The following is a 26679-nucleotide window of genomic DNA, read 5'->3' as shown; positions in this document are numbered from 1 at the left end:
TGGACAGATATGTATGACTATGTCCAAGATCCTGCACATGCGTGGACTCCTCCCCTCCTGTCCTGGCGTCTCCCCGCTCGCCGCCTGTTCGATCGGCCTCACCTTCGCCACGGCCCTCGCGCTCGCCCCGGCCCCGCCCGCGACCGCCGCGCCCGCCGTGCCCGCGACCGCCGTGACCGCGCCCGTTTCCGCCGCGACCGCCGCGACCGTCCGGGGTCGGGCCGCGGTCCCGGGCAGCACCCGGTCGCTGCCGCTCGTCCCGCTCTCCCGGGAGCGGGTCCTCGGCGGGGCCCCGGAACAGGGGCTGTACCGCACCGGCCTGCACCGGTTCTCGCTGGTCGGCGTGGTGTGGACCGACCCGGACACCGAACTGCGGGGACGCGTGCGGGTGCGCACCCGGTCCGCCGTGACGAGGCAGTGGTCCGGCTGGCAGGACGTCGAGACGCACAACGCCGACCACCGCGCCGACCCGGACACGGCGGAGGGCTCGTCCCGGCGGGTGCGCGGGGCGACGGCGCCGCTGTGGGTGGGCGACTCCGACGGCGTGGAGGTGCGAGTGCGGGCGGCGGGACCGGGCGACGGGAACGGCGCCCCACTCCCTTCCGGGCGGCGGGCCGGCGGGCCGGGAGTGTCACTGCCGCCGGGGCTGCGGCTGGAGTTGGTGGACCCCGGGGACGGGGTGAGCGGTGAGGGGCTGCCCGGGAACCCGCCCGGCGACGACCCGCCCCGCACGGCCCTCGACACGGAGGCCGCGTTGGCCGCCTCGGCCGCCAACGCGGACATCGCCGCCTTCGGTGCCACCGCGATCCCGGAACTGGACCGGTCGGCCACCGAGCAGGAGCTGACCCGCCTCCAGGGACCGGTACGGGGGAAGCCGTACATCGGGCCGCGGCCGCGGATCGTCACGCGCCGGGGCTGGGGCGCGGACGAGTCACTGCGCGAACGCGGGTTCGTCTACACGAAGAAGATCAAGGCGGCCTTCGTCCATCACACCGCCACGGGCAACGCGTACACCTGCGCCCAGGCCCCCTCCGTCATCCGCGGTATCTACCGCTACCACGTGAAGAGCATGGGCTGGCGGGACATCGGCTACAACTTCCTCGTCGACAAGTGCGGAACCCTCTACGAGGGCCGGGCCGGGGGCGTCGCCAAGGCGGTGCTCGGCGCGCACACCCTCGGGTTCAACACCGACAGCATGGGCATCGCCGTCATCGGCACGTACGGCACGACCAAGCCGTCGAGCGCCGCGGTGACGGCCGTCGCCCGGCTCACCGCCTGGAAGCTCGGGCTCTATGGGGCCGATCCGAACGGAAAGACATATCTCACGTCGGGCGGTGGCAATCTCTACCCCAAGGGGAAGAACGTACGACTGAACGTGATCTCCGGCCATCGCGACGGGTTCGCCACCGAGTGCCCCGGAAAGCGGCTCTACGCCAAGCTCGGCACGGCCCGCTCCAGCGCGGCGAGCTACCAGGGGCGCTGAGGCCGGGGCGGGGGCGGTCGGGGGAAACCGCACGCCGATCTCGCGGGACACCGCGCTGCCATCGAAGGCGTCGTCGCACGGTCTGCATACACTGACCGGCCGAAACGAGTGTGACGAGTAGTTCGGCCGGTCCCGGCAGGAAGCAGAGACGACAGGTGACAGAAGCGATCCTCCTGGTCGGCGGAAAAGGCACCCGGCTGCGGCCGCTCACGGTGCACACACCCAAGCCGATGGTCCCGGCCGCCGGGGTGCCGTTCCTCACCCACCAGCTGGCGCGGGCGCGAGCGGCGGGCGTCGAGCACATCGTCCTCGCCACCAGTTATCTGGCCGAGGTCTTCGAGCCGTACTTCGGCGACGGCTCGGCGCTGGGCCTGCACATCGAGTACGTCACGGAGGTGGAGCCGCTCGGCACGGGCGGAGCCATCCGCAACGTCGCCGCCCGTCTGCACTCCGGTCCCGACGACCCGGTGCTGATCTTCAACGGGGACATCCTGACCGGGCTGGACATCAGGGCCCTCGTGGACACCCACGAGTCGACGGGCGCGGACGTCTCGCTCCACCTGACGCAGGTGACGGACCCGCGTGCCTACGGCCTCGTGCCCACGGACGAGACCGGCCGCGTCCTGGCCTTCCTGGAGAAGCCGCAGACGCCGGAGGAGATCGTCACCGACCAGATCAACGCGGGGGCGTACGTCTTCCGCCGCTCGGTCATCGACACCATCCCGGCGGGCCGCCCGGTGTCCGTGGAGCGCGAGACCTTCCCCGGCCTCCTGGCGGCCGGCGCCCATCTGCAGGGCATGGTCGACTCCACCTACTGGCTGGACCTCGGCACCCCGGCCGCCTTCGTCCGCGGCTCGGCCGACCTGGTCCTGGGCCGGGCCCCGTCCCCGGCGGTCCCCGGCCGCTGCGGCGACCAGCTCGTACTGCCGACGGCCACGGTGGCGCCCGACGCCAAGCTGACCGGCGGCACGGTGGTGGGCGAGGGCGCGTTCGTGGCGCAGGGCGCGCGGATCTTCGGCTCCACGATCATGCCGGGCGCCGTCATCGAACCCGGCGCCGTCATCACCGACTCCCTCATCGGCACCCGCGCCCGCGTCGGCGAACGCTCCGTCCTCACCGGGACGGTCATCGGCGACGGCGCGATCGTGGGCGCCGACAACGAACTGCGCGAGGGGGCGCGGGTCTGGTGCGATGCCCGTATCCCGGCGGGAGCGGTGCGTTTCTCCTCCGACCAGTAGAGGCGTACCCGGACCTCGGCCACCGCCCGGGGGGCTCCGCCCCCGGCCCCCCACCGTCCTGGGGGCTGCGCCCCTGACCCCCGTAGCGCAGAGGTCCGACAGCCAGATGCCGTCCGCGGCCCGTCGTGGGTCACTCGCGCAGTTCCCCGCGCCCCTGGGGAACTGCAGCACCGTCGGCCGCACAGTGCCCTTAGCCCTGAGGCCAGCCGCGCCCGCCCAGCTGCGGGCAGTCGTACCGCCGACGCGGCGCCCACCCGCAGCGGCACCCGGCCGGCGCCGGTGAGCGACACCCCCCCCGGGCCGGCGGCAGCTCCGCGCGCCCGGGGGGTGCCGGTGAGCGGACTACGGGCCGGCGGCAGCTCCGCGCGCCCGGCCGGTGCCGGTGAGCGACACCCCCCCGGGCCGGCGGCAGCTCCGCGTACCCGGGCGGTGCCGGTGAGCGGACTACGGGCCGGCGGCAGCTCCGCGCACCCGGGCGGTGCCGGTGAGCGGACTACGGGCCGGCGGCAGCTCCGCGCACCCGGCCGGCGCCGGTGAGCGGACCCGGAGCCGGCGGCAGCCCCCCGGGCCGGTGCCGGTAAGCGAAACCGCCGCTCAGCCCGGCGCAGGCCCAGCGCAGCGCAGCCGCAGCGAACCGCGTGTCACAGCAACCCGATGTCCACCCGCCGCATCTTCGGCTTCCGCCGCGCCGGTACGTGCCCGCTCAGCAGGATCAACCGAGCCGCCCGGTGCCGCTGCCCGGCATACGGCTCAAGCAGGCGCAGCATCTCCGCGTCGTCGGCCTCCCGGTCCCCCGCCAGGGCCCACCCCACGATCCCGGGCAGATGCAGGTCCCCGACGGTCACCGCGTCCGCCGCCCCATGACTGCGCTGCACCACTTCCGCCGACGTCCACGGCCCCACCCCCGGCACGACCTCCAACCGCGCCCGGGCCTCACCCGCCGGCATCCCCACGGCCTGCTCCAGCCGCGCGGCGACCCGCACGGCCCGCAGAACCGTGGACGCCCGCTTGTCGTCGACCCCGGCCCGGTGCCACTCCCAGGACGGGATCAGCGCCCAGGTCCGCGGCGCCGGCATGACCCACATCGGCCGTTCGCCGACTCCCGCGGGGCCCGGCGCCGGCTCCCCGAACCTGCGGACGAGCAGCCGCCACGCCCGGTACGCCTCGTCGGTGGTGACCTTCTGCTCCAGCACGGACGGGATCAGCGACTCCAGCACCAGCCCGGTCCGGGTCAGCCGCAGCCCCGGCCGCCGGTGCCGGGCCAGCGCGACCACCCGGTGCCGCGGCACGAACGCCTCGGGATCGTCACCGGCACCGAGCAGCTCCGGCAGCTGCTCCAGAAGCCACGCGGCACCCGGCCCCCACGCCTCGCCGAGCACCTCGCCGCCGTACGCCCGCACCCGCAGCGTCCCCGGTCCGGCGGGCGTACGGCAGGCCCGCCACACGGACCCGTCGGCCGTGGCCCGGAACGTCGGGTCGGCGGGCCCGCGCCGGAGCGGACCGAGGGTCAGCCCGAGGTCCAGCGGCCCGTCCGGCACCCACCGCCGTACCCGCGCGGGCGCAGCCGCCTGCCGCGGCGTCCCGGCAGCGGCCCCCGCCGGTACGGCGACATGCCCGCCGCGCACGGTCGTACGCGTGGGCGGCGTGGGCCGCTGGGGGAAACGTCCTGCCACGAAGGAGTCCTGTGTGTCCGAAGGGGTGCGATGCCGCCTACGAGACTAGGCGGTCGGCGTGCCCACGGACCGCCTGGAGGCGGAACGAGGCGGGAGCGGGCCGCACCGGACTCACCGCACCTCCACGAACGCCCCCGCGTCCCGCTCCGGCCGCGGTCTCGGCTCCTGGGCCGGGTGACCGACCGCCACCGCGCCCATCGGATCCCAGTCCGCCGGCAGCCCGAGCACCTCACGCACCACGTCCCGGCAGAACATCGTGGACGACACCCACGCCGAGCCCAGCCGCTCCCCGGCCAGCGCGACCAGCAGGTTCTGCACGCCCGCGCCCATCGCGACGACGAACATCTCCCGCTCGGCACCGTCCCGCCGGGCGTCGCCGTAGGTGTGCGAGCCGTCCATGACGAGGCACGGCACGACCAGGTACGGCGCGTTGCGCAGCACGTCACCGCGCCGGATCCGCTTCGCGATGGACTCCTCGCTCTTGCCGTCCCGGCGCAGGTCCTCGATCCAGGCGTCCCGCATCGCGTCGAGCAGCCGTACCCGCGACTCCTGCGACTCCAGCAGCACGAACCGCCACGGCGTGGTGTGGTGCGGGGCGGGCGCGGTGACGGCGGCGGCCACCGCGCGCCGGACCGCGCCGGGGTCCACCGGCTCGTCGGTGAACGCCCGCACGGTGCGGCGCTGGGTCACGGCCTCCCGCACGGCCTCGGAGGTGCCGAGCCGGAACATGTCGTCCCGCGCGCCGCGCACCAGGGCCCGGGCGCCCTCCCCGTGCTCGTCGGCCACGGTGTGCGGCAGCCCGCGCACCACGGCCACCGGCAGGCCCGCCGCCTTGCCCTTGACCAGGTCACCGGCGGCGGCCAGCTCGTCCGCCGTGGCGACGACGGTCGCGCTGAGCGGGTTGCCGTACGCGTCCGCGCCCCCGCGCAGGTCGTCCAGCACGCGCACCCCGGCGGCGCCGATCGCGACATCGGTGAGCCCCGCGCGCCAGGGCCGCCCGAACGTGTCACTGACGACGACGCCGACGTCGACGCCGAGGGCGGCGCGCAGGCCGGCCCGGATCGCGCGCGCGGACGCGTCCGGGTCCTCGGGCAGCAGCAGCACGGTCCCGGCGGGAGTGTTGGAGGCGTCGACCCCGGCGGCGGCCATGACCAGGCCCTGGCGGTTCTCCACGATGCGCAGCGGGCCGCGCCGGGCCACGACCCGGACCGTCTCGGCGTCGATCGCGGCCTCCCGGTCGGCCGCCTGGACGACCCGGCCCTCGGCCTTGGAGACGATCTTGGAGGTGACGATCAGCACATCGCCGTCGGCCAGTCCCGGCTCGGTCGCGGCGATCAGCTTGGCCAGGTCGTCGCCCGGCTGCACCTCGGGGATGCCGGGCAGGGCCCAGACGCGGTACCCGGGCCGCCCGGCCCCGGCGGACGCCGTGTCGCTCACGCTCCCCGCACCTCCTCGGCCAGCGCCAGCGCCTCCCGTGCCATCTGCGCCGCCGCGTCCACGTCGGTCATCATCAGCGGTACGGCCCGGCAGCGGATGCCGTCCGCCTCGACCCGCTCGACCACGCCCGCGTCGACGGTGTCGACCAGCCAGCCGTCCAGCAGCCCGGAGCCGTAGTGCTCGGCGACCGCCGCGGCCGTGGACTCCACGCCGACGGCGGCCAGCACCTTGTCGGCCATGCCGCGCACGGGCGCGTCCCCGACGATCGGGGACAGGCCGACCACGGGCACGCCCGCCTCGGCGATGGCCTCGCGGATGCCGGGCACGGCGAGGATCGTGCCGATGGACACGACCGGGTTGGACGGCGGGAAGAGAATCACGTCCGCCCCGGCGATGGCCTCCAGCACGCCCGGGGCCGGCTTGGCCTGCTCGGCGCCGACCGGGACGACCGCCTCGGCCGGGACGGAGGCCCGCAGCCGCACCCAGTACTCCTGGAAGTGGATCGCCTTGCGCTCCCCGTCCAGCTCGACGGCCACATGCGTCTCGACGCGGTCGTCGGTCATCGGGATCAGCCGCACGCCCGGCTCCCAGCGGTCGCACAGCGCCTCGGTGACCGCGCTCAGCGGATAGCCGGCGCTCAGCATCTGCGTCCGCACGATGTGCGTGGCGAAGTCCCGGTCGCCGAGCCCGAACCAGTCCGGGCCGACGCCGTAGGCCGCCAGCTCCTCCTTGAGGTGGAAGGTCTCGTCCGTCCGCCCCCAGCCCTGCTCCTCGTTGATGCCGCCGCCCAGCGTGTACATCACCGTGTCGAGGTCCGGACAGACCTTGAGCCCGAAGAGGTGGATGTCGTCGCCGGTGTTGCCGATGACCGTGACGTCCGCGTCCGGCACGGCCCGCTTCAGACCGCGCAGGAAACGGGCACCGCCGATGCCGCCTGCCAGAACCACAATGCGCATGCGACCAGTCTTGCAGGCGGGTCCGACAACGCGTCAGGCAGTCACCGGACGCGCCCCGCCGTGCGCCCCACCGCGCGCCTCGCAGTGCGGGGAGGTGTGCATGGGCATCTCGGTCAGGCCGGGGTGGTAGACGTGCAGGCTGACCGCCGGTTCGAGCGCGTCGTTGACGACCTCGTGGACGTAGCCCGGCGCGAACACCCGCTGTGCGCCCGGCGCCAGCGTGTGCGTGCCCCGCTCGGTGCGTTCGGTGAGGGTGCCCTCCAGGACGGTGAGGACACCGGACGAGCGCCCGTGGTCGTGCCGCCCGCTGCCCTGCCCGGGGACCCAGGACAGCAGCCACACCTCGTAGCCGGGGCCGGTGCGCAACCGGTGGTACCAGCGGGTGGTGGCGTCGTAGCGGACGAGGTGGGCCCACTGGGCGCGGTCGGCGGCGATCGAGCGGGCGAGCCCCGCGAACTCGGCGACGGTGGCCGGGTGCTCGCGCGGCGGCTGGAGCAGGTGCGGGACTTCGAGGATGTCGCCGGCGATCTGGAGGTCGTTGTCGCTGTTCATCGGGGTTCGGTGGTCCTCGGTGAAGAGTGGGGGGCTGGAGCCGGGGTGTGGTGCTGGGTGACGCGTACGGTCCGCCCGGGTCACGGGCGGGCGGGGTGCCCTGGATGAGGGATCACGGAGCGCTGGGACGCGGCCGGGCCGGGATGGGCTCGGGGACAGCCGGAGCGGCTTGGCTCAACAGCTGGAACAGCAACAACAGCTACAGCGCGCGCGGGCGGCACCGAGGGACCCGGCGGTGCGGGTCGAGGTGGGCGCCAAGTTCGCGAGCATGCCCACTAGGACATCGGTTCACACCCGTACTGTCAACTCGACGCCCGGTATGTGGGACATGGTTCACCTCATCCGGTTCATCTGAAAGGTGAAAGGTTTGCTCACCGGGGGGTCGGGACACATGGGGCACATCCGAGCGCTTGAGCCTCGCGGAACGGGATCGAACGCGGAGGCGTCTTTCTCCGTACAGAGATCTGTACGGGGTCGTGACCGCCCCCGGGGTCCTGCTGCGTGTCAAGGTTTATGGCGATTTGAACACTTTCCGCACGGCCTTGGTTCCGCAGAGTGAATAACGGACCCAATAGCAGATCTCGGCTTGACTCGCCCGGAGCAGCACACTTGTAATTTCACTCGTGTCGTTCAGCCGAAATCGGTAACGGCTACGCACGGGGACGCGAAAGACAGACGAGGGGCGCACATGACCGAGCTGGTGCAGCAACTGCTGGTCGACGACGCGGACGAGGAACTCGGCTGGCAGGAGCGCGCGCTGTGCGCCCAGACCGACCCCGAGTCCTTCTTCCCCGAGAAGGGCGGCTCCACCAGAGAGGCCAAGAAGGTCTGCCTCGCCTGCGAGGTCCGCTCCGAGTGCCTCGAATACGCCCTCGCCAACGACGAGCGCTTCGGCATCTGGGGCGGCCTGTCCGAGCGGGAACGCCGCCGCCTGAAGAAGGCCGCCGTGTGACCGTACGGCCGGCCACCAACGTCGCGAACGGCCCGTCGCCAGTGGGTTATCCACAGGCGGCGGGCCGTCGTCATGGCCAGCCGATAGTGTGGTCGCTCGTCCGAGACGCCCCGCTGTCCCCTCGACGCAGTCGATCCGCTCGACGCACGGGGAGGCACACAGGCGTCCACCGCAGTCCATCGAACCGGGGCCCGTACCTCGATGTCCGTGCACAGCCATACGGCAGCCCGAAGCGGCACCGCCACAGCAGCGTTCGACCCAGCCCGCCCGCCCGAGTTCCCGCGTCATGTGGTGACCGCGGTCCTCGTCTCCCACGACGGCGCCCGCTGGCTGCCCGACGCGCTCGCCGGGCTGCTCGGCCAGGAGCGCCCCGTCCAGTACGCGGTGGCCGCCGACACCGGCAGCGCGGACGACTCCGCCCGGCTGCTCACCGACGCCCTCGGCGACGCCAACGTGCTGCACCTGGCCCGCCGTACCGGCTTCGGCCAGGCCGTCGAGGAGGCGAGCCGCACCGCGCCCCTCCTCACCCCGGAGGACCTGCCGTACCTCAAGCGCCCCAGCGGCTGGGACCCCGTCACGCGCACCTGGCGGGACGACGCCTACGACCTGCCCGAACTGCCGCACGGCGAGCCCGTCCAGTGGCTGTGGCTGCTGCACGACGACTGCGCCCCCGAACCCGACGCCCTCGCCCAGCTGCTGCGCGTCGTCGAGAACGAACTCGAACTCGGCCGCACCGACGTCGCGGTGGTCGGCCCCAAGCTGCGCGGCTGGTACGACCGCCGCCAACTGCTGGAGGTCGGCGTCTCCATCGCCAACTCCGGCCGCCGCTGGACCGGCCTGGACCGCCGCGAGCAGGACCAGGGCCAGCACGACCACGTCCGCACCGTGCTGTCCGTCTCCACCGCCGGCATGCTCATCCGCCGCGACGTCTTCGAACAGCTCGGCGGCTTCGACCGCCGGCTGCCCCTCATGCGCGACGACGTCGACCTGTGCTGGCGCGCCCACACGGCCGGCCACCGCGTCCTGGTCGCCCCCGACGCCGTCGTCCGGCACGCCGAGGCCGCCTCCCGCGAGCGCCGCACGGTCGACTGCGCGGGCCGCACCACCGCCTCCCCGCACAAGGTCGACAAGGCGGGCGCCGTCTACACCCTGCTCGCCAACACCCGTACCGCCGCGCTGCCCTGGGTTCTGCTGCGGCTGGTCCTCGGCACCGCCCTGCGCACCCTCGCCTACCTCGTCGGCAAGGTCCCCGGCCAGGCCGTCGACGAGATCCGCGGCCTGCTGAGCACCCTGCTGCGGCCCGAGCGGATCATCGCCGCCCGGCGCCGCCGCGGCCCCGCCCAGATCGACAAGGGCGAGCTGCGCCAGCTGTTCCCGCCGCCCGGCGCCACCATCCGGGCCACCGTGGAGCAGATCGCGGGCAACTTCTCCGGTGGCAGCGACAGTGACACCGCCTCGGCCGGCCGGCACGGCGGCGCCGTGGAGTCCGGGCCCGGCGGCGACGACGCCGAGTTCCTGGAGGTCGAGCAGTTCGCCCGGCTCAAGCGGATCGCCCGCAGACCCGGCCCTGTGCTCTTCCTCGTGCTGCTGCTCGTCTCCCTCGCCGCCTGCCGTGCCCTGCTCGTCGGCGGCGCGCTCGCCGGCGGTGCCCTGCTGCCCGCCCCGGCCGGCGCCGGCGACCTGTGGTCCCGCTACCTGGACGCCTGGCACCCGGTCGGTGCCGGCGGCAGCCCGTCCGCGCCCCCGTATCTGGCGATCGTCGCCACCCTCGCCTCGATCCTGTTCGGCTCCACCGGACTGGCCGTCACCGTCCTGCTCGTCTGCTCGGTGCCGCTCGCCGGACTCACCGCCTACTTCGCCTCCCGGCCCCTGGTCACCTCGCGGCTGCTGCGCGCCTGGGCGGCCATCGCCTACGCCTTCCTGCCCGCCACCACCGGGGCCCTGGCCGGCGGCCGCATCGGCACCGCCGTCCTCGCCGTGCTGCTGCCGCTCATCGCCCGCGCGGGCGTCGCCGCGAGCGGCCTGGCGAACCGCACCGGCGCGCGTGGAAGTTGGCGCGCCACCTGGGCGTACGCGCTGCTGCTGACCATCACCACCGCCTTCACCCCGATCGTCTGGCCCATCGCCCTGCTGCTCGGCCTCGGCGTTCTGGTGCTGCGCCGCCGCGATCCCGTCGCCCACGGCCTGCGCTTCCTCGCCCAGCTCGGCACCCCGCTGCTGCTCCTCGCGCCCTGGTCGCTGACCCTCCTGCCGACCGGCTTCTTCCAGGAGGCCGGCCTGGCGTACGGTCCCTCGGCCGCCTCCGCGCTCGACCTGCTCGGTGCCGCGCCCGGCGGCCCCGGCACCGTGCACGGCCTGATGCTCATCGGCATCGTGCTGGCCGCGCTCGCCGCCCTGCTGCGCTCCGAGCGGCAGCTCGGCATCCGCACCGCCTGGGCCGTCGCCCTGACCGGCCTCGTCTTCGCGGTCCTGTCCAACAAGTCCGCCTGGGCCGGACCGGCCACCCTCGTCTACGGCATCGCCCTGCTGGCCGCCGCCGCTCTCGGCGCCGACGGCGCCCGCTCGCGCGTGGCCGAGCAGAGCTTCGGCTGGCGCCAGCCGGTCGCCGCCCTGATCGCCTTCGCCTCGGCCGCCGGCCCGCTGCTCGTCGCCGCGGGCTGGATGATCCGCGGCGCCGACGGCCCGCTGGAGCGTCGCGACCCCGCCCAGGTGCCCGCGTTCGTCGCCGAGGACTCCAGTGGCGGCGACCAGGCCCGCACCCTGATCCTCGACAGCGACTCCACCGCGCGCGTGCGCTACACCCTGGTCCGCGGTTCCGGCGCCCGCATGGGCGACGCCGAACTCACCGCCGCCGACGCCGGCAATGCCCGCCTGGACAAGACCGTCGCCAACCTCGTCGCCGGCTCCGGCGCCGACCAGGCCGACGAACTCGGCGGCTTCGCCGTGCGGTACGTCCTCGTCCACAAGGGCGCCCCCCGCGACATCACCCGCGTCCTCGACGCCACCCCCGGCCTGACCCGGCTCAGCCAGCAGAACGGCAGCGCCCTGTGGCGCGTCGACCAGGAGGTCGGCCGCGCGGCCATCGTGCCCGCCTCCGGGTCGGGCAAGGCCCAGCCGGTCACCGCGGGACCGGTGGAGATCCACACGACGATCCCCGCCGGCTCCGGCAGCCGCGTCCTGCGCCTCGCCGACAGCGCCGCCGACGGCTGGACGGCCACCCTCGACGGCAAGCCGCTCACCCGGACCACGGTCGACGGCTGGGCCCAGGGGTTCCAACTCCCCTCCGGCGGCGGCAGGCTGGACGTCACCTACGACGCCCCGATGGCCCACACGGCCTGGCTCCTGGCCCAGGGCGCGCTCGCCGTCGTCCTGGTCGTCCTCGCGCTGCCCGGCCGCCGCCGCGACGTCGACGACGACCTTCCCGAGGAGCAGCCCCTGCCCGTCCAGGCCACCGCCGGCGAGGGCCGCCGCGCCCGCCGCCTGCGCGCCCAGGCGGAGGAGGCCGCCGAGGAGGAACCCGGCACGCCTCCGCATCCCGAGCAGCCCCCGGCCGCCGTACCGCACCAGCAGGCGTACGACGCGGGAGTCCCCCCGGCCGAAGGGAGCGGGGACTGGGGGAGCGACCCGGCCACCTACGGGAACGCCGAGCACGCAGAGCACGCAGAGCACGCCGAGCACGCCGGGTACGCCGAGTACACCGACTACGGCGCGGACCCGTACGGGACCGCGGCCGGCTACGACCAGCAGCCGTACCAGCAGCCCGACCCCTACCAGACGGCCCCGTACGACCCGTACGCCTACAGCGGCACGCCCGACCAGATGCCGTACGACCCCGCGGCCTACCAGCAGGGCTACGACCCGGCGTACGACGCCGCCCAGCAGGGTTACGACCCCGCCCAGCAGGGTTACGACCACGCCCAGCAGGGCTACGACCCGGACCAGCACCCCCACGGCACCGGTAGCCAGCGCCCCGACGGGAGCCAGCAGTGAACCGCACCACCCTGTCCCTGATCGCCGGCACGGCAGCGCTGGCCGCCGTCACCGCGTTCGCCGCGTTCGACCCGCCGTCCGCGTCCGGCGCCGCCGCCCCCCAGGCGGCTGCCCGGCTGCCCGTGGAGCGCACCAGCCTGCTGTGCCCGGCGCCGAGCATGTCGGACATCGCCGACACGGCGTACACGTCGTTCACGCCGCTCACCAAGGACGCCGGCAGCGGAGGCAAGGCCCAACTCCAGGCCGCAGACGGACAGTCGGCCGACGGCACGGACGCCGGCCGGAAGGGCAAGGGCGGCAAGGGCACCGGGAAGAAGGCCGACGAGCCGGTGCTCACCCCGAAGGCACCGGGCACGCCGGCCACCGGCGAGACCTCCGGCGCCGAGGCGCCCGCGCTCGTCGGCACCGCGGACGGCAGGTTCGCGCCCGGCTGGACCGTCCAGGAGACCACCGAGGTCGCCGCAGGCACCGGCCGGGGCCTGCTGGGCGTCAACTGCACCGGTGCGGACACCGAGTTCTGGTTCCCGGGCGCCAGCACGGCCACCGGCCGCACCGACTACGTCCACCTGACCAACCCCGACGACTCCGCCGCCGTGGTCGACATCGAGCTGTACGGCAAGGACGGCGCGATCAAGTCCCCGCTGGGCGAGAACCTCACCGTGAAGCCGCACGCGAGCGAGCCGATCCTGCTCTCCACCCTCACCGACGAACGCCAGGCCGACCTCACCGTGCACGTCAGCGTGCGCAGCGGCCGGGTCGGCGCGGCCGTGCAGGCCCTGGACGACAAGGCGGGCGGCGACTGGCTGGCCGCCGCCGCCGACCCGGCCGGCAGCCAGGTCCTGCCCGGCATCCCGAAGGACGCCACCGACGTCCGCCTGATCGCCTTCACCCCCGGCGACGACGACGCCGACCTGAAGATCCGCCTGGCCTCGCCCGACGGCCTGATCACCCCGGCGGGCAACGAGACCCTGCACGTCAAGTCCGGCATGTCCACGGCGGTCGATCTCGGCGACGTCACCCGTGGCGAGGCCGGCTCGCTGTTCCTCACCCCCACCGACCAGACCGTCCCGGTCGTCGCGGCGCTCCAGGTGGTGCGAGGCAAGGGCGACAAGAAGGAGACGGCGTTCATCCCGGCCACGGCCGCCGTCGGCGCGCGCGCGACCTCGGCCGACAACAGCGCCAAGGGCACGACGCTCGCCCTGACGGCCCCCACCGGCACGGCCACGGTCAAGGTGACGGCGTCGGCGGGCAGCGAGGGCGGGTCCCCGGTCACCAAGACGTACACGATCAAGTCCGGCACCACCCAGAACGTCGACGTCCCCGTCCCGGCGGGCCTCAAGGGCACGTACGCCCTCACGGTCGAACCCGTCTCCGGTGCCCCTGTCTACGCCTCGCGCACCCTCGCGGCCACCGAGGGGGGCGTCCCCGCCTTCACGGTCCAGACCCTCCCGAACGACCACGGAACGGTGTCGGTCCCGAGAACGGAACAGGACCTGTCGATCCTGCAGAACTGAGGGAACGGGGCGGCCGATCGCCTTCGGGTGAACCCGCCCCGGCCGCTGGCACTGGCACCGGGCACCGACGATGGCGCCCTAGTCCTCCCCGTACCGGGGGTCCACGGTCTCCGGCGTCAGCCCCAGCAGCTCGGCCACCTGCTCCACGACCACCTCATGCACCAGCGCGGCCCGCTCGTCCCGCCCCTTGGTGCGGATCTCCACGGGCCGCCGGTACACGACCACCCGAGCCCGCCGCCCGTCCCGCGCGGGGATGACCCCACCGAGCGGAACAGCGTCGTCCGCCCAGGCCACCTGATCCCCGGACCCCTCCAGCCGGGGCACCTCCAGCACCAGGAAGTCGATGTCGGCCAGCTGCGGCCACCGCCGCTCAAGACGTTCCACGGAGTCCTGCACCAGGTCCGCGAACACCTCGGCACGGCTGGCCGCCAGCGGCACCTGCGGCGGCGCGATCGGCCCTCGCATGCCCCGCCCGTGGCGATCACGGCGACGGGGCCCGGGGCCGGCGGTACGGGGCGGTACACGGTTGTCCATCACTGGTGAAGGGTAGTCCCCGCGCCCTCCGTGCGTCCGGCTCCGCGCGGCAACCGGCCCATGCCCCCGCATGTCACAGGATGACCATTTCAGCCAAGGTCTGGCTCGTTTCCGTAACTCTCCGAGACCGCCGAACTCAAGACAATTGACGGTGTTTGTACCGGCTCCTGACCGGACATGGCCCCGCCCGGCACCCACCGGGCATGCGTCCATGCAGGTCAACGAAGTCCGCTCGAAGGGGTGTGTGGGGCGTTTCACAGCCCGACACGGGGGAGTGACCTGGTGGAGAGTCGTCGCGGCCCGCTCAAGAGTGCGGTACCGTCCAACGTCGTGAGCCCTGTACGTCGCTGTTCGCGCACCGCCTGCGGCCGACCCGCCGTCGCGACGCTGACGTACGTCTACGCCGACTCGACCGCGGTCCTCGGCCCGCTCGCCACCTACGCCGAACCCCACTGCTACGACCTGTGCGCCGAGCACTCCGAGCGCCTCACCGCCCCGCGCGGCTGGGAGGTCGTACGGCTCCTGGACGCCTCCGCGCCCGCGCGGCCCAGCGGGGACGATCTGGAAGCGCTTGCCAACGCCGTGCGCGAGGCGGCCCGCCCGCAGGAGCGCGCGGCCGAGGCGGGCGGCGGATCGCGCGCCGCCGACCCCATGGAGGTCGCCCGCCGCGGCCACCTGAGGGTCCTGCGCTCCCCGGACAACTGAGCGCGACGACCGGCGGGCACCGCGTCTGCGGCCCCGCCGCGCGCCACGGCTGAACGCCACCCCACGCCACCCCGCCCCGCGTGACGGTGCGGCCCGCGCGGGCGTTACGCAAGGGGGTCCACCGGGCGTCCGGCCGGTGTCCGCGCGGGCGCCCCCGCTCCCGGCGGGTAGTTTGTGGGCACCCATAGGACTTCAGGAGGGTTGGCCGTGACTGCTGATCTGTCGCAGATCGTGAAGGCGTACGACGTGCGCGGAGTGGTCCCGGACCAGTGGGACGAGGCACTGGCCGGACTCTTCGGTGCCGCCTTCGCGGAGGTCACGGGAGCGGCGGCCATCGTCGTCGGCCACGACATGCGGCCCTCGTCCCCCGGCCTCTCCCGCGCCTTCGCGCGCGGCGCGGCGGACCGCGGTGTGGACGTCACCGAGATCGGCCTGTGCTCCACGGACCAGCTGTACTACGCCTCGGGCGCGCTGAACCTGCCGGGCGCGATGTTCACGGCCTCCCACAACCCGGCGCAGTACAACGGCATCAAGCTGTGCCGCGCGGGCGCCGCCCCCGTCGGCCAGGACACGGGCCTCGCGCAGATCCGCGAACTGGTCGAGCGCTGGCTGGCGGAGGGCACCCCGGACCCCGTGGACCGGCCGGGAACCCTCTGCGCCCGCGAGACGTTGGAGGATTACGCGGCGCACCTCCGCTCCCTGGTCGACCTCACCTCCATCCGCCCCCTGAAGGTCGTGGTCGACGCCGGCAACGGCATGGGCGGCCACACGGTCCCCCCGGTCTTCGCCGGCCTGCCCCTGACCCTCGTCCCGATGTACTTCGAACTGGACGGCACCTTCCCCAACCACGAGGCCAACCCGCTCGACCCGGCCAACCTCGTGGACCTCCAGAAGCGGGTCCCGGTGGAGGGCGCCGACCTCGGCATCGCCTTCGACGGCGACGCCGACCGCTGCTTCGTCGTGGACGAGCACGGCGACCCGGTCTCCCCGTCCGCGATCACCGCGCTGGTCGCCGCCCGCGAACTGGCCCGCAACGGCGGCAGGGGCACGGTCATCCACAACCTGATCACCTCCCGCACCGTCCCGGAGGTGGTGAAGGAGAACGGTGGCACCCCCGTCCGCACCCGCGTCGGACACTCCTTCATCAAGGCGGAGATGGCCCGCAGCGGCGCGATCTTCGGCGGTGAGCACTCCGCCCACTACTACTTCAAGGACTTCTGGAACGCCGACACGGGCATGCTGGCCGCCCTGCACGTTCTCGCCGCCCTCGGCGGCCAGGACGGCCCGCTGTCCGCCCTGGTCGCCCAGTACGACCGCTACACCGGCTCCGGCGAGATCAACTCCACCGTCGCCGACCAGTCCGCACGCCTCGCCGCGATCCGCACCGCGTACGAGGGCCGCGCCGGCGTCACCCTGGACGACCTCGACGGCCTCACGGTCGCCGCCGCCGACTGGTGGTTCAACGTCCGCCCGTCCAACACGGAGCCGCTCCTGCGCCTGAACGCCGAGGCGAAGGACGAGGCCACCATGACGAAGATCCGCGACGAGGCACTGGCGATCATCAGGGGCTGAGCGCTCTGCCCATGAGCGGTACGCTGACCAGGCATATGCACAGACACCCGTACGGCCTCTGAAGGGACAGCCCATGCCGCTCGAAGCCGGCCTCCTGGAGATCCTCGCCTGCCCGGCCTGCCACGCCCCCCTGAAGGAGCAGGACACCGAGCTGATCTGCACGGGCCAGGACTGCGGCCTCGCCTACCCGGTCCGCGACGGCATCCCGGTCCTGCTGGTCGACGAGGCCCGCCGCCCCGAGTGACGAGGCCCGTCACCTCGTAGCACCCCAGGATCCCGGCGATCGGAGGCTGCCGCCCATGCTGGACGAATCGCTGCTCGACACCCCGGAGGGCCTCGCCGAGGCCGACCACCGGGGTCTGCTCCGCGGCGCGGCGGAGGCCGGCGCCCGCGTCCGCACCGCCGCCCGGCACGCCACCGAGGCCGGCGTCGGCGAGCTCAAGCCCGACGGCCGCCCCCGCGCGGTCCTCATCGCGGGCCCCGGCGCCGCCGCCACCCACACCGCCGACCTCCTCGGCACACTGGCCGGCCCCGGCAGCCCCGTCGTCCGGCTCGCCCCGACCGGTGTCGCCCCGGCCGCGGGCGCCCTGCGCTGGGAACTCCCGGGCTGGGCCGGCTCCGTGGACCTGCTGCTGATCGCCACCCCGGACGGCACCGAACCGAGCCTGTCCCTCCTCGCCGACCAGGCCTACCGCCGCGGCTGCTCGGTCGTCGCCGTGGCCCCGCCCCGCACCCCGCTCGCCGAAGCGGTCGCCGGCGCGCACGGCCTGTTCCTGCCGATGGCGACGGCGCCCTACGACCAGGAGGAACCGCTCGCCGCGTCCTCCCCCGGCGTCTTCTGGGCACTGCTGACCCCACTGCTCGCACTCCTGGACCGGATCGGCCTGATCACCGCCCCGCCGGACGCCCTGGAGAAGGTCGCCGACCGCCTCGACCACATCGCGGAGCGCTGCGGCCCCGCCATCGTGACCTACAGCAACCCGGCGAAGACCCTCGCCGCCGAACTCGCCGACGCGCTCCCCCTGGTGTGGACGGAGGGCATCTCGGCCGGTCCCGCGGGCCGCCGCTTCGCCGCCGCGCTCGCCGAACTCGCCGGCCGCCCCGCCCTGGTCGCCGAACTGCCCGAGGCACTCGCCGCGCACGGCGCCCTGCTGGCCGGCCCGCTCGCCGCCAGCGCCGACCCGGAGGACTTCTTCCGCGACCGCGTCGAGGAGCCGCCCGCGCTGCACGCGCGCGTGGTGCTGCTCCGCGACCGCCCGATCAGCGGCCTCACCGCCGCCCCCGCCGCCCGCGACGTGGCCCTCAGCCACGACACGGCGATCAGCGAACTCGAACCGGAGGAGGGCGGCGAACTGGAGACCCTCGCGGAACTGATCGCCGTCACCGATTTCGCCGCCGTTTACCTGGCGCTCGCCTCCGGCGCCTGATCTTGCTCCGGGCCGGACGACCCGAGCCCGCCCCCCCAGGCGCCGCGACCGGCACAGTCGCCGGCGCGGCCGAGCAGCGTACGTACGGAGACAGAGAAGACACATGGACCGCCTCGACAACACCATCCGCCCCTACGCCTGGGGTTCTCCCACCGCCATACCGCACCTCCTCGGCGTCGAGCCGACCGGAGAACCCCAGGCGGAGATGTGGATGGGCGCGCACCCTGGCGCCCCGTCACGCACCGCGCGCGGCACCCTCGTCGAGGTCATCGATGCCGACCCGGAGCGGGAACTCGGCGCCCGCGCGGTCGCGAAGTTCGGCCCCCGCCTGCCGTTCCTGCTCAAGATCCTCGCCGCCGGCGCACCCCTCTCCCTCCAGGTGCACCCCGACCTGAAGCAGGCCAAGGAGGGATACGCCGACGAGGAGCGGCGCGGCATCCCGGTCGACGCCCCCTACCGCAACTACAAGGACGCCAACCACAAGCCCGAACTCATCTGCGCCCTCACCGAGTTCGACGGCCTGTGCGGCTTCCGTGACCCGCTCCGGGCCGCCGACCTGCTCGACGGGCTCGGCGTCGACTCCCTCAAGCCGTACGTCGACCTGCTGCACGCACACCCCGAGGAAGCGGCCCTGCGCGAGGTCCTCACCGCGGTCCTCAGCGCCGACCCGGAGGAGATGGCCCACACGGTCGCCGAGGCCACCGCCGCCTGCACCCGCCTCGGCGGCGCCTACGCCCCCTACGCCGACATCGCCCACCACTACCCGGGCGACCCCGGCGTCATCGCGGCCATGCTGCTCAACCACGTCCGGCTCCAGCCCGGCGAGGCCCTGTTCCTCGGCGCCGGCATCCCGCACGCCTACCTCAACGGCCTCGGCGTGGAGATCATGGCCAACTCCGACAACGTCCTGCGCTGCGGCCTGACCCCCAAGCACGTCGACGTCCCCGAACTCCTGCGCATCGTCCGCTTCGAACCCAGCGACCCCGGCGTGCTGCGCCCGGAGGCGTCCCCGGAGGGCGAGGAGGTCTACGAGACCCCGATCGACGAGTTCCGGCTCTCCCGGTACGTCCTCCCCGAGGGCGGCGCCGCCCACGACCTCACCCGGGACACCCCGCAGATCCTGCTCTGCACGGCCGGCACCGTCCGGGCGGGCGAGCACGAACTGCGTCCCGGTCAGTCGGTCTTCGTCCCGGCCGGCGAGCGGGCGCAGATCAACGGCGCGGGCACGGTCTTCCGCGCCACCGTGATCGTGTGACCCAGGCCGCGGACGGCCTGTGGATCATATGACCGGAGTTGTGGACACCTGACGCACCAGTGCCCGGCCGGACTGCAAGAATGGCCCACCGGCAAAGGCCGGGCAAAGCCGGGCACTCGTCCGGACGGACGCACCAGGACGACAGAGGCGAAGGGACAACGCGAACACATGAGCGCGTCAGGCGGTACCAAGGCGATCGTGGCGGCACTCGGCGCCAACCTCGCCATCGCGGCATCGAAGTTCGTGGCGTTCGCGTTCAGCGGCTCCTCCTCGATGCTCGCCGAGGGCGTCCACTCGCTCGCCGACTCCGGCAACCAGTTCCTGCTGCTCGTCGGCGGCAAGAAGGCACAGCGCCAGGCCAGCCCGCAGCACCCCTTCGGCTACGGCCGCGAGCGGTTCATCTACGCCTTCCTCGTCTCGATCGTCCTCTTCTCCATCGGCGGCATGTTCGCCATCTACGAGGGCTACGAGAAGGTCCGCCACCCGCACGACCTGGAGCACTGGTACTGGCCGGTCGGCGTCCTCGTCTTCGCGATCATCGCCGAGGGCTTCTCCTTCCGCACGGCCATCAAGGAGTCAAACGGCCTGCGCGGCACGCTCTCCTGGAAGGAGTTCATCCGCCGCGCCAAGGCACCCGAGCTGCCCGTCGTCCTCCTGGAGGACTTCGGCGCGCTGATCGGTCTGGTTCTCGCCCTCGGCGGCGTCGGCCTCTCCCTGCTCACCGGTGACGGCGTCTGGGACGGCATCGGCACCCTCTGCATCGGCGTCCTGCTCGTCCTGATCGCCCTCGTCCTGGCCGCCGAGACCAAGTCGCTGCTGCTCGGCGAGGCCGCCGGGCTCGAAGACATAAAGAAGATCGAGGCCGCGATCGTCGACGGCGACACCGTCACCCGCATCATCCACATGCGCACCCTCCACCTCGGCCCGGAGGAGCTGCTGATCGCCGCCAAGATCGCCGTTCAGCACGACGACACGGCCACCGAGGTCGCCGGCGCCATCAACGCCGCAGAGGCCCGCATCCGCGCCGCCGTCCCCTTCGCCCGCGTCATCTATCTGGAACCGGACATCTACAGCGAGGCCGAGGCCGCCAAGGGCCCGGACCCGAAGGCGACCCCGGGCGGCCCCACCCCGCACCCGGCGGGTCACTGAGGAAGCCGTGCGGTACGACCCTCACCCCTGAGCCGGCTGCACGGGCCAGGGCGCCGGCGGCACCGTCGGCGCCTTCCGCCGCCGCACCACCACGGCGGCGATCCCCAGCCCGGCGCCGGTGAGGACCAGCAGACCGCCCACGAGCAGGGCCGTACCCAGCAGAGCCGGTCCCGTACGGTCCTTCGTCACCCGCCCCCGCACGGCGTCCACCGGAACGGTCCCGCCGTGATCGGCGGCGAAGAAGCGGGAGTCCATCGAGTCGGACCGGTGGTCACCCATCAGGAACAGCCGGCCCTGCGGCACCTTCACGTCGTACGGCCGGTGCACACCGTCGGCGTCACCCTCGTAGACATACGGCTCCTTCACCGGCTTGCCGTTCACGGTGACCCGCTCCTCGGAGCCCACGGTCGTGCAGCACGCCACACGGTCACCGCCCACGCCGATCACCCGTTGCATGAAGACACCCTCGGCCCGGTAGCGCCCCGGCAACGAGAACACCACGACGTCACCGCGCCGCACCTCGCTCCCGTCCACCCGCTCCCAGATGATCCGGTCACCTCGCCGGTACGTCGGCTCCATGCTCTGGCTCGGCTGCGTGCCCGTGCCGTACGCGTCGCGCCCGTACACGAAGGCACCCCCGGCCAGCACCACCCCCAGCAGCCCCACGACCAGCGCCGCGATCCCCAGGCCCCGCCCTCTGCCCGCCATGTCCCGTCCTCCCCATGCGGCCCCTCCGCGGCGCGGAGAACAGCGGCCCTCCGTGAACGCTCCGTGCCCTCGGCTCACCCTGACCGCTCGACGCACCCTCCTTCGTCGCCCGTCGAATGCTCAGGCGGACTGGGGCCGACCGGGCCGTCCGGTGTAGCTTGGGACGGAGCCAGACGTCGCTGCTGATGGCGGTCGGGCGGTCCCACGCGGACCGGCCGAGGGAGAGAGGGCCTCCGACGGACTGCGCTGCGCGTACGCGGGCATGCCTGTGTCCTCTTCTCGGGCACCCCTGTGTCCGCCGCCGCGCAGACCAGCCGTACCCACCTCGCCCCAACCCCGAGGAGCAGCTCGTAATGACGACTGTCGAGAACCGGCAGGACTTCAAGGTCGCCGACCTCTCGCTGGCCGAGTTCGGCCGCAAGGAGATCACCCTCGCCGAGCACGAGATGCCCGGCCTCATGGCGATCCGCAAGGAGTACGCCGAGGCCCAGCCGCTCGCCGGCGCCCGCGTCACCGGCTCGCTGCACATGACCGTGCAGACCGCCGTGCTCATCGAGACCCTGGTCGCCCTCGGCGCGCGGGTCCGCTGGGCCTCCTGCAACATCTTCTCCACCCAGGACCACGCCGCCGCCGCCATCGCCGTCGGCCCCAACGGCACGCCGGACAACCCGCAGGGCGTCCCGGTCTTCGCCTGGAAGGGCGAGACCCTGGAGGAGTACTGGTGGTGCACCGAGCAGGCGCTGACCTGGCCGGACAGCCCCACCGGCGGTCCGAACATGATCCTGGACGACGGCGGTGACGCCACCCTCCTCGTCCACAAGGGCGTCGAGTACGAGAAGGCCGGTGAGGTCCCCGCCCTGGAGACCGCCGAGTCCGACGAGCACCGCGTCATCCTCCAGCTGCTGCACCGCACCCTGGGCGAGAACCCCCAGAAGTGGACCCAGCTCGCCTCGGAGATCCGCGGCGTCACCGAGGAGACCACCACCGGTGTCCACCGCCTGTACGAGATGCAGCGCGACGGCGACCTCCTCTTCCCGGCGATCAACGTCAACGACGCCGTCACCAAGTCGAAGTTCGACAACAAGTACGGCTGCCGCCACTCCCTGGTCGACGGCATCAACCGCGCCACCGACGTCCTGATCGGCGGCAAGACCGCCGTCGTCTGCGGCTACGGCGACGTGGGCAAGGGCTGCGCCGAGTCCCTGCGCGGCCAGGGCGCCCGCGTGATCGTCACCGAGATCGACCCGATCTGCGCCCTGCAGGCCGCGATGGACGGCTACCAGGTCACGACCCTCGACGAGGTCATCGACAAGGCCGACATCTTCATCACCACGACCGGCAACAAGGACATCATCATGGCCTCGGACATGGCCAAGATGAAGCACCAGGCCATCGTCGGCAACATCGGCCACTTCGACAACGAGATCGACATGGCCGGCCTCGCCAAGATCCCCGGCATCGTCAAGGACGAGGTCAAGCCGCAGGTCCACACCTGGACCTTCCCCGACGGCAAGAAGATCATCGTGCTGTCCGAGGGCCGCCTGCTGAACCTGGGCAACGCCACCGGCCACCCGTCGTTCGTGATGTCCAACTCCTTCGCGGACCAGACCCTGGCCCAGATCGAGCTGTTCACCAAGCCCGACGCGTACCCGATCGGCGTCTACGTGCTGCCCAAGCACCTCGACGAGAAGGTCGCCCGCCTCCACCTGGACGCGCTCGGCGTCAAGCTCACCAAGCTGCGCCCGGAGCAGGCCGCGTACATCGGCGTGGAGGTCGACGGCCCGTACAAGCCGGACCACTACCGCTACTGATCCGGTGATCCCGTAGGCCGGCCCGCCGGGGGAGTGCGCCGGTGCACCGGCGCACCCTCCCCGGCAGCAGGTCCTCCGGGGCAGGCCCCCCGCACCCCCGTGCCGGGGGCCTGCCCCTTTGGCTCCTGAGGGCCTGCCCCTGGCGCCCTGACTGTTGGCTTACGGGACCAGGAGCCTCCGGGAGCCAGGAGCTTCCGGGACCCTTCGCCGTACCGCTTCCGGACCGATGCCTGCAGGCCGGATCAGCCCGTCAAGACCCAGGACCCCCATGCCCCGCGGCCGTTATTCGCTCCACGATCCGCACGATCACACCCCCCTCGCGGACGAACACTTCCAGTGCGCCCCCGGCCCGTCCGGCTGGCGCTACGTCTCCCGGCTGACCGGCCCCGCCGGTGACCACCGCGGCTCGGTCGACCTCGCCCTGGACGACCTCGGCCGCCCCATCCGCCTCGAACTCCACGCAGGTGACTGGCAGGTGCGCGGCGCCGCCCTCGACGGCGTCACCTGGGTCCGCACCGACCCCACCGGCACCCAAGCCACCGAAGGCAATGTGCGCGCCCACGCCTTCACCGGCACGTCCCCCGCGTTCCTCATCGCCACCGCCCGGCTCCTGCGCCTCACCCCCTCGTCCGCCGCGACCCGCGTACGCCTCGTGGCCTTCACCGACCCCGTCCTCGCCCCCCGCAACGTGGACCAGTCCTGGGCTCTGGTGAAAAGCGAAGCACTCGCCACTGACAACGGCCCCCTGACCGTGGACGAATACCAGGTCACAGCCCTGGACACGGGGGAACGGCACACCGTCCACATCGCCGGCGACGTCGTCCTCGCCGCACCCGGGATCGAGCTGGAAGACCTCCAGTCACCGCCGTCGCGATTCGACTGAACCCGTACCTCCGAACCCGGCACCTACGGCGGCCCCAGCTGCCGCGAGCACGACGGGACCACACTCCGTGCTACGCCGGCGGCGCGAACCCCGTGGCCGGCCGGTCGGCCCGCGGCTCCTCCACCGGTGGCGCCGACGGGGGAGCGAGAGGGGCCTGCGGCGGCCGCGGTGCGGCTCCGTGTCCCGTCGGCGGTGCTGCCGGCCGCGCCACCGGCTGAACTGCGGGCGCTGCCACCGGCTGGTCCGCGGGCGCTGCCGGCGGCTGTGCTCCGGGCGCCGCCACCGGCGGACCGAAGCCGCCGAACGGCACACCGCCGCCCCTCCTGAACGCCAGCCGGGCCTCACGGGACTGCCGCTCGTGCACCACGGCCGCCAGGAAAGCGGCGGGAGGCAGATCCCGCGGCACCGGCGTCCCGGTCCGCTCCGCGAGGTCCGCCGCCAGCCGCTGCGCCATGCCCGCCGAGACCTGCGGATCAAGCTGCTGCATCCGGGTCAGGTACTGCCGGACGGCGAGCCACAGCCCGTCCGGGACCGCTGACAGGTCCAGCTCAGCGAACCGCCCCGCGAGCCACGGCGGAGGCGGCGGAACGAATCCGGTCCGCCCGGCGGGTATCCGTTCCCGCACGACCAGGGTGCCCGCGAAAACGTCCCCGAGCCGCCGCCCCCGCGCCGAGACCAGCGAGGCGATGCAGGCCACCACCCCGAACGTCATCAGGATCTCCACCACCCCGATCGCGCCCCGCACCAGCGCGTGCCGGAAGCGGATCGGCCCACCGTCGTCCCGCACCACCCGGAGCCCGAACGCCAACTTCCCCAGCGAACGCCCGTGACTGAGCGTCTCGACGGCTATCGGCCCACCGACCAGCACCAGCAGAAACGTCGCGATCGACAGCGCCAGCTGCGCGGCCTCGTCCAGCGAAGCCGTCGACACGGCCAGCACCAGCATCACGACGATGTACGCGACCACCGCCACGACCAGGTCCAACAACACGGCCAGCGCCCTGCTCGGCAGCTTCGCGGGCCGCAGTTCGAGCGCCACCGCCTCGCCCGTCACCAGCTCACTCACGCCCGCCGCCCTTCCCTGGTCTGCCCCCTGACCCGCAAGTCTGCCAAGCTGAGGGCGCATCGCGCCGCAGTACGACAAGCTGACAGCAAGCACGAGCACCCACGACGAGCCGTGGACGACCAGCCGAGGAGCAGGCAGACCCGATGGACCTGGACGTCTTCGTCTCCGTACACCGAGCCGAATGGGACCGGCTCGATGCACTGCTCGGCCGCAGACGCCGGCTCACCGGCGCCGAAGCAGACGAACTCGTCGCCCTCTACCAGCGCACCGCCACCCACCTGTCCCTCATCCAGTCGAGCGCTCCGGACCCGCAGCTGACCGGGCGGCTCAGTCAGCTCGTGGCACGCGCGCGCAGCACCGTCGCCGGCACCCGCCGCGCCTCATGGCGTGACGTCACCCGCTTCCTCGGCCGGGGCTTCCCGGCCGCCGTCTACCGCACCCGCCACTGGTGGGTGCCCACAGCGCTGGTCTCCACCGCCATCGCCATCCTCCTGGGCTGGTGGATCGGCACCCATCCCGAGGTGCAGTCGTCCATCGCGGCACCCAGCCAGCTGCGCGAGCTGACCCGGCCCGGCGGTGAGTACGAGACCTACTACTCCAGCCATCCGGCAGCCGCCTTCGCGGCACAGGTGTGGACGAACAACGCCCAAGCGGCGGCGATGTGCCTGGTCCTGGGTGTCTTCCTCGGGCTGCCCGTCCTCTGGATCCTCTTCCAGAACATGCTCAACCTGGGTGTCGGCTTCGGGCTCATGTCCTCGGCCGGCCGCCTCGACACCTTCCTCGGCCTGATCCTCCCGCACGGCCTGCTGGAACTGACCGCGGTCTTCGTCGCCGCCGGCACGGGACTGCGCCTCGGCTGGACCGTCATCGACCCCGGCCCGCGCACCCGGCGCGCGGCCCTCGCGGAAGAGGGACGGGCCGCCGTCGGCATGGCGATCGGCCTCGCCCTTGTCCTGTTCGTTTCCGGGGCCATCGAAGGCTTCGTCACCCCCTCCGGCCTGCCCACCTGGGCCCGCATCGGCATCGGTGTCGCGGCCGAGCTGGCGTTCCTGGCCTACGTCTACGTACTGGGCGGGCGTGCCGCACGCGCGGGTGAGACGGGTGACCTCGAAGCGATGGACCGCAGTGCCCCGGTCCCCACGGCCGCCTGACGGCCGGTGGATGTGCACTCGACCCCTGTGAGCTGCTAATCTCCTGTTCGCCCCGCAAGAGCCGTTGACACGGAGGGAGTGGGGAGGTAGATTCAAACAGTTGCCCGGAGCTGGACAGGCTCGGTGGCAGCCGATAGAATCTACGAGCTTCCTCAGAAGTCCCGAGTGACATTCCAGGAAGCAGCCCCCGATTACTCAGAAATGAGCGGCTGGTTCGACCGGCCAAAAACTTCTGATAAAGTCGGAACCGCCGGAAAGGGAAACGCGAGAGCGGGAACCTGGAAAGCACCGAGGAAATCGGATCGCGAAACGGTCTGATAGAGTCGGAAACGCAAGACCGAAGGGAAGCGCCCGGAGGAAAGCCCGAGAGGGTAAGTACAAAGGAAGCGACCGTTCCTTGAGAACTCAACAGCGTGCCAAAAGTCAACGCCAGATATGTTGATACCCCGTCCGTCGGACAACCGATGGTCGAGGTTCCTTTGAAAAAACACAGCGAGGACGCTGTGAATGGTCGGGCCTATTCCGCTCGACTGTTCCGCTCTCGTGGTGTTCAACCGGATTACCGGTAAACATTCACGGAGAGTTTGATCCTGGCTCAGGACGAACGCTGGCGGCGTGCTTAA

21 protein-coding genes are annotated in these 26679 nt (G+C 73.0%); 14 read left to right on the top strand and 7 right to left on the bottom strand.

Features of this window, described 5'->3' with window-relative positions:
* Window positions 1-19: 19 nt before the first annotated feature.
* Both ACH4LD_RS07765 and ACH4LD_RS07760 read left to right on the top strand, forming a co-directional pair.
* Complete coding sequence (locus tag ACH4LD_RS07765) at window positions 20-1483, top strand: peptidoglycan recognition protein (protein ID WP_398055654.1); 1464 nt, start codon at window positions 20-22, stop codon at window positions 1481-1483.
* Between the two features lie 155 nt (window positions 1484-1638).
* The gene (locus ACH4LD_RS07760) at window positions 1639-2721 is read left to right on the top strand and encodes an NDP-sugar synthase (protein ID WP_132785136.1); all 1083 of its coding nucleotides are present in this window, start codon (window positions 1639-1641) and stop codon (window positions 2719-2721) included.
* 641 nt (window positions 2722-3362) lie between these two features.
* Here the strand turns inward: ACH4LD_RS07760 and ACH4LD_RS07755 are convergent.
* The 4 genes from ACH4LD_RS07755 to ACH4LD_RS07740 form a co-directional block, all read right to left on the bottom strand.
* Window positions 3363-4394 (bottom strand): DNA-3-methyladenine glycosylase family protein, encoded by a 1032-nt coding sequence (locus tag ACH4LD_RS07755; RefSeq protein WP_398055372.1) that lies wholly within the window; start codon window positions 4392-4394, stop codon window positions 3363-3365.
* A gap of 111 nt (window positions 4395-4505) precedes the next feature.
* Window positions 4506-5831 (bottom strand): coenzyme F420-0:L-glutamate ligase, encoded by a 1326-nt coding sequence (locus tag ACH4LD_RS07750; protein ID WP_398055371.1) that lies wholly within the window; start codon window positions 5829-5831, stop codon window positions 4506-4508.
* Entirely contained in the window at window positions 5828-6787 is a 960-nt protein-coding gene (cofD, locus tag ACH4LD_RS07745) for a 2-phospho-L-lactate transferase (protein ID WP_398055370.1), read from the bottom strand. The genes ACH4LD_RS07750 and cofD overlap by 4 nt, the downstream gene beginning before the upstream one ends.
* Window positions 6788-6820: 33 nt before the next feature.
* Window positions 6821-7339: a cysteine dioxygenase gene (locus ACH4LD_RS07740; protein ID WP_398055369.1), complete on the bottom strand. Its 519-nt coding sequence runs from the start codon at window positions 7337-7339 to the stop codon at window positions 6821-6823.
* A 688-nt stretch (window positions 7340-8027) separates the two neighbouring features.
* Between ACH4LD_RS07740 and ACH4LD_RS07735 the strand changes: the two genes are divergently transcribed.
* The 3 genes from ACH4LD_RS07735 (at window position 8028) to ACH4LD_RS07725 (ending at window position 13795) form a co-directional block, all read left to right on the top strand.
* Window positions 8028-8291: a WhiB family transcriptional regulator gene (locus tag ACH4LD_RS07735; RefSeq protein WP_003975777.1), complete on the top strand. Its 264-nt coding sequence runs from the start codon at window positions 8028-8030 to the stop codon at window positions 8289-8291.
* Between the two features lie 201 nt (window positions 8292-8492).
* On the top strand, window positions 8493-12281 hold the full coding sequence (locus ACH4LD_RS07730; RefSeq protein ID WP_398055368.1) for a glycosyltransferase: 3789 nt from the start codon (window positions 8493-8495) through the stop codon (window positions 12279-12281).
* Window positions 12278-13795, top strand: coding sequence for a DUF5719 family protein (locus ACH4LD_RS07725; protein ID WP_398055367.1), 1518 nt, complete (start codon window positions 12278-12280; stop codon window positions 13793-13795). Before ACH4LD_RS07730 ends, ACH4LD_RS07725 begins: the two co-directional genes overlap by 4 nt.
* A gap of 78 nt (window positions 13796-13873) precedes the next feature.
* Here ACH4LD_RS07725 and ACH4LD_RS07720 read toward each other — a convergent pair whose 3' ends face one another.
* Window positions 13874-14260 carry a metallopeptidase family protein gene (locus ACH4LD_RS07720; protein WP_103810002.1) on the bottom strand — a complete coding sequence of 129 codons (387 nt, stop codon included), beginning with the start codon at window positions 14258-14260 and terminating at the stop codon, window positions 13874-13876.
* Between the two features lie 351 nt (window positions 14261-14611).
* Here ACH4LD_RS07720 and ACH4LD_RS07715 point away from each other — a divergent pair, with 351 nt between their 5' ends.
* The 6 genes from ACH4LD_RS07715 (at window position 14612) to ACH4LD_RS07690 (ending at window position 20437) form a co-directional block, all read left to right on the top strand.
* On the top strand, window positions 14612-15034 hold the full coding sequence (locus ACH4LD_RS07715; RefSeq protein ID WP_398055366.1) for a DUF3499 domain-containing protein: 423 nt from the start codon (window positions 14612-14614) through the stop codon (window positions 15032-15034).
* A 207-nt stretch (window positions 15035-15241) separates the two neighbouring features.
* Entirely contained in the window at window positions 15242-16606 is a 1365-nt protein-coding gene (locus tag ACH4LD_RS07710; RefSeq protein WP_398055365.1) for a phosphomannomutase/phosphoglucomutase, read from the top strand.
* A 73-nt stretch (window positions 16607-16679) separates the two neighbouring features.
* Window positions 16680-16850: a Trm112 family protein gene (locus tag ACH4LD_RS07705; protein ID WP_014673093.1), complete on the top strand. Its 171-nt coding sequence runs from the start codon at window positions 16680-16682 to the stop codon at window positions 16848-16850.
* A 55-nt stretch (window positions 16851-16905) separates the two neighbouring features.
* The gene (locus tag ACH4LD_RS07700) at window positions 16906-18033 is read left to right on the top strand and encodes an SIS domain-containing protein (protein ID WP_398055364.1); all 1128 of its coding nucleotides are present in this window, start codon (window positions 16906-16908) and stop codon (window positions 18031-18033) included.
* 103 nt (window positions 18034-18136) lie between these two features.
* The gene (gene manA / locus ACH4LD_RS07695; protein ID WP_398055363.1) at window positions 18137-19288 is read left to right on the top strand and encodes a mannose-6-phosphate isomerase, class I; all 1152 of its coding nucleotides are present in this window, start codon (window positions 18137-18139) and stop codon (window positions 19286-19288) included.
* Between the two features lie 168 nt (window positions 19289-19456).
* A complete protein-coding gene (locus ACH4LD_RS07690) occupies window positions 19457-20437 on the top strand; it encodes a cation diffusion facilitator family transporter (protein WP_398055362.1) in 981 nt (326 codons plus the stop codon).
* Window positions 20438-20458: 21 nt separating this feature from the next.
* Here ACH4LD_RS07690 and lepB read toward each other — a convergent pair whose 3' ends face one another.
* Window positions 20459-21016 carry a signal peptidase I gene (gene lepB / locus ACH4LD_RS07685; protein WP_398055653.1) on the bottom strand — a complete coding sequence of 186 codons (558 nt, stop codon included), beginning with the start codon at window positions 21014-21016 and terminating at the stop codon, window positions 20459-20461.
* Window positions 21017-21498: 482 nt separating this feature from the next.
* Here lepB and ahcY point away from each other — a divergent pair, with 482 nt between their 5' ends.
* Together ahcY and ACH4LD_RS07675 are read left to right on the top strand one after the other, a co-directional pair.
* The gene (ahcY, locus tag ACH4LD_RS07680; RefSeq protein WP_398055361.1) at window positions 21499-22956 is read left to right on the top strand and encodes an adenosylhomocysteinase; all 1458 of its coding nucleotides are present in this window, start codon (window positions 21499-21501) and stop codon (window positions 22954-22956) included.
* Between the two features lie 268 nt (window positions 22957-23224).
* Window positions 23225-23839: a hypothetical protein gene (locus ACH4LD_RS07675; RefSeq protein WP_398055360.1), complete on the top strand. Its 615-nt coding sequence runs from the start codon at window positions 23225-23227 to the stop codon at window positions 23837-23839.
* 70 nt (window positions 23840-23909) lie between these two features.
* On the opposite strand, the gene ACH4LD_RS07670 is transcribed toward ACH4LD_RS07675, so the two are convergent.
* A complete protein-coding gene (locus ACH4LD_RS07670; protein ID WP_398055359.1) occupies window positions 23910-24905 on the bottom strand; it encodes an RDD family protein in 996 nt (331 codons plus the stop codon).
* A 143-nt stretch (window positions 24906-25048) separates the two neighbouring features.
* Between ACH4LD_RS07670 and ACH4LD_RS07665 the strand changes: the two genes are divergently transcribed.
* Window positions 25049-26056, top strand: a complete 1008-nt coding sequence (locus ACH4LD_RS07665) for a stage II sporulation protein M (RefSeq protein WP_398055358.1) — start codon at window positions 25049-25051, stop codon at window positions 26054-26056.
* The last annotated feature ends 623 nt before the right edge of the window (window positions 26057-26679 follow it).

The sequence above is a fragment of the Streptomyces sp. NPDC017676 genome (genome assembly GCF_044329325.1).
Taxonomy (GTDB): Bacteria; Actinomycetota; Actinomycetes; order Streptomycetales; family Streptomycetaceae; genus Streptomyces.
The sequence above is the reverse complement of the archived record's forward strand: the minus strand, read 5'-3'. Positions and strand labels throughout refer to the sequence as shown.

Excerpts from the sequence above, each read along its gene's own strand:
- ACH4LD_RS07765 (WP_398055654.1), top strand. The coding sequence starts at position 20 with ATGTCCAAGATCCTGCACATGCGTGGACTCCTCCCCTCCTGTCCTGGC.
- cofD (WP_398055370.1), bottom strand. The coding sequence starts at position 6,787 with ATGCGCATTGTGGTTCTGGCAGGCGGCATCGGCGGTGCCCGTTTCCTG.
- ACH4LD_RS07740 (WP_398055369.1), bottom strand. The coding sequence starts at position 7,339 with ATGAACAGCGACAACGACCTCCAGATCGCCGGCGACATCCTCGAAGTC.
- ACH4LD_RS07735 (WP_003975777.1), top strand. The coding sequence starts at position 8,028 with ATGACCGAGCTGGTGCAGCAACTGCTGGTCGACGACGCGGACGAGGAA.
- ACH4LD_RS07730 (WP_398055368.1), top strand. The coding sequence starts at position 8,493 with ATGTCCGTGCACAGCCATACGGCAGCCCGAAGCGGCACCGCCACAGCA.
- ACH4LD_RS07720 (WP_103810002.1), bottom strand. The coding sequence starts at position 14,260 with ATGCGAGGGCCGATCGCGCCGCCGCAGGTGCCGCTGGCGGCCAGCCGT.
- ACH4LD_RS07705 (WP_014673093.1), top strand. The coding sequence starts at position 16,680 with ATGCCGCTCGAAGCCGGCCTCCTGGAGATCCTCGCCTGCCCGGCCTGC.
- ACH4LD_RS07700 (WP_398055364.1), top strand. The coding sequence starts at position 16,906 with ATGCTGGACGAATCGCTGCTCGACACCCCGGAGGGCCTCGCCGAGGCC.
- manA (WP_398055363.1), top strand. The coding sequence starts at position 18,137 with ATGGACCGCCTCGACAACACCATCCGCCCCTACGCCTGGGGTTCTCCC.
- ACH4LD_RS07690 (WP_398055362.1), top strand. The coding sequence starts at position 19,457 with ATGAGCGCGTCAGGCGGTACCAAGGCGATCGTGGCGGCACTCGGCGCC.
- lepB (WP_398055653.1), bottom strand. The coding sequence starts at position 21,016 with ATGGAGCCGACGTACCGGCGAGGTGACCGGATCATCTGGGAGCGGGTG.
- ahcY (WP_398055361.1), top strand. The coding sequence starts at position 21,499 with ATGACGACTGTCGAGAACCGGCAGGACTTCAAGGTCGCCGACCTCTCG.
- ACH4LD_RS07675 (WP_398055360.1), top strand. The coding sequence starts at position 23,225 with ATGCCCCGCGGCCGTTATTCGCTCCACGATCCGCACGATCACACCCCC.
- ACH4LD_RS07665 (WP_398055358.1), top strand. The coding sequence starts at position 25,049 with ATGGACCTGGACGTCTTCGTCTCCGTACACCGAGCCGAATGGGACCGG.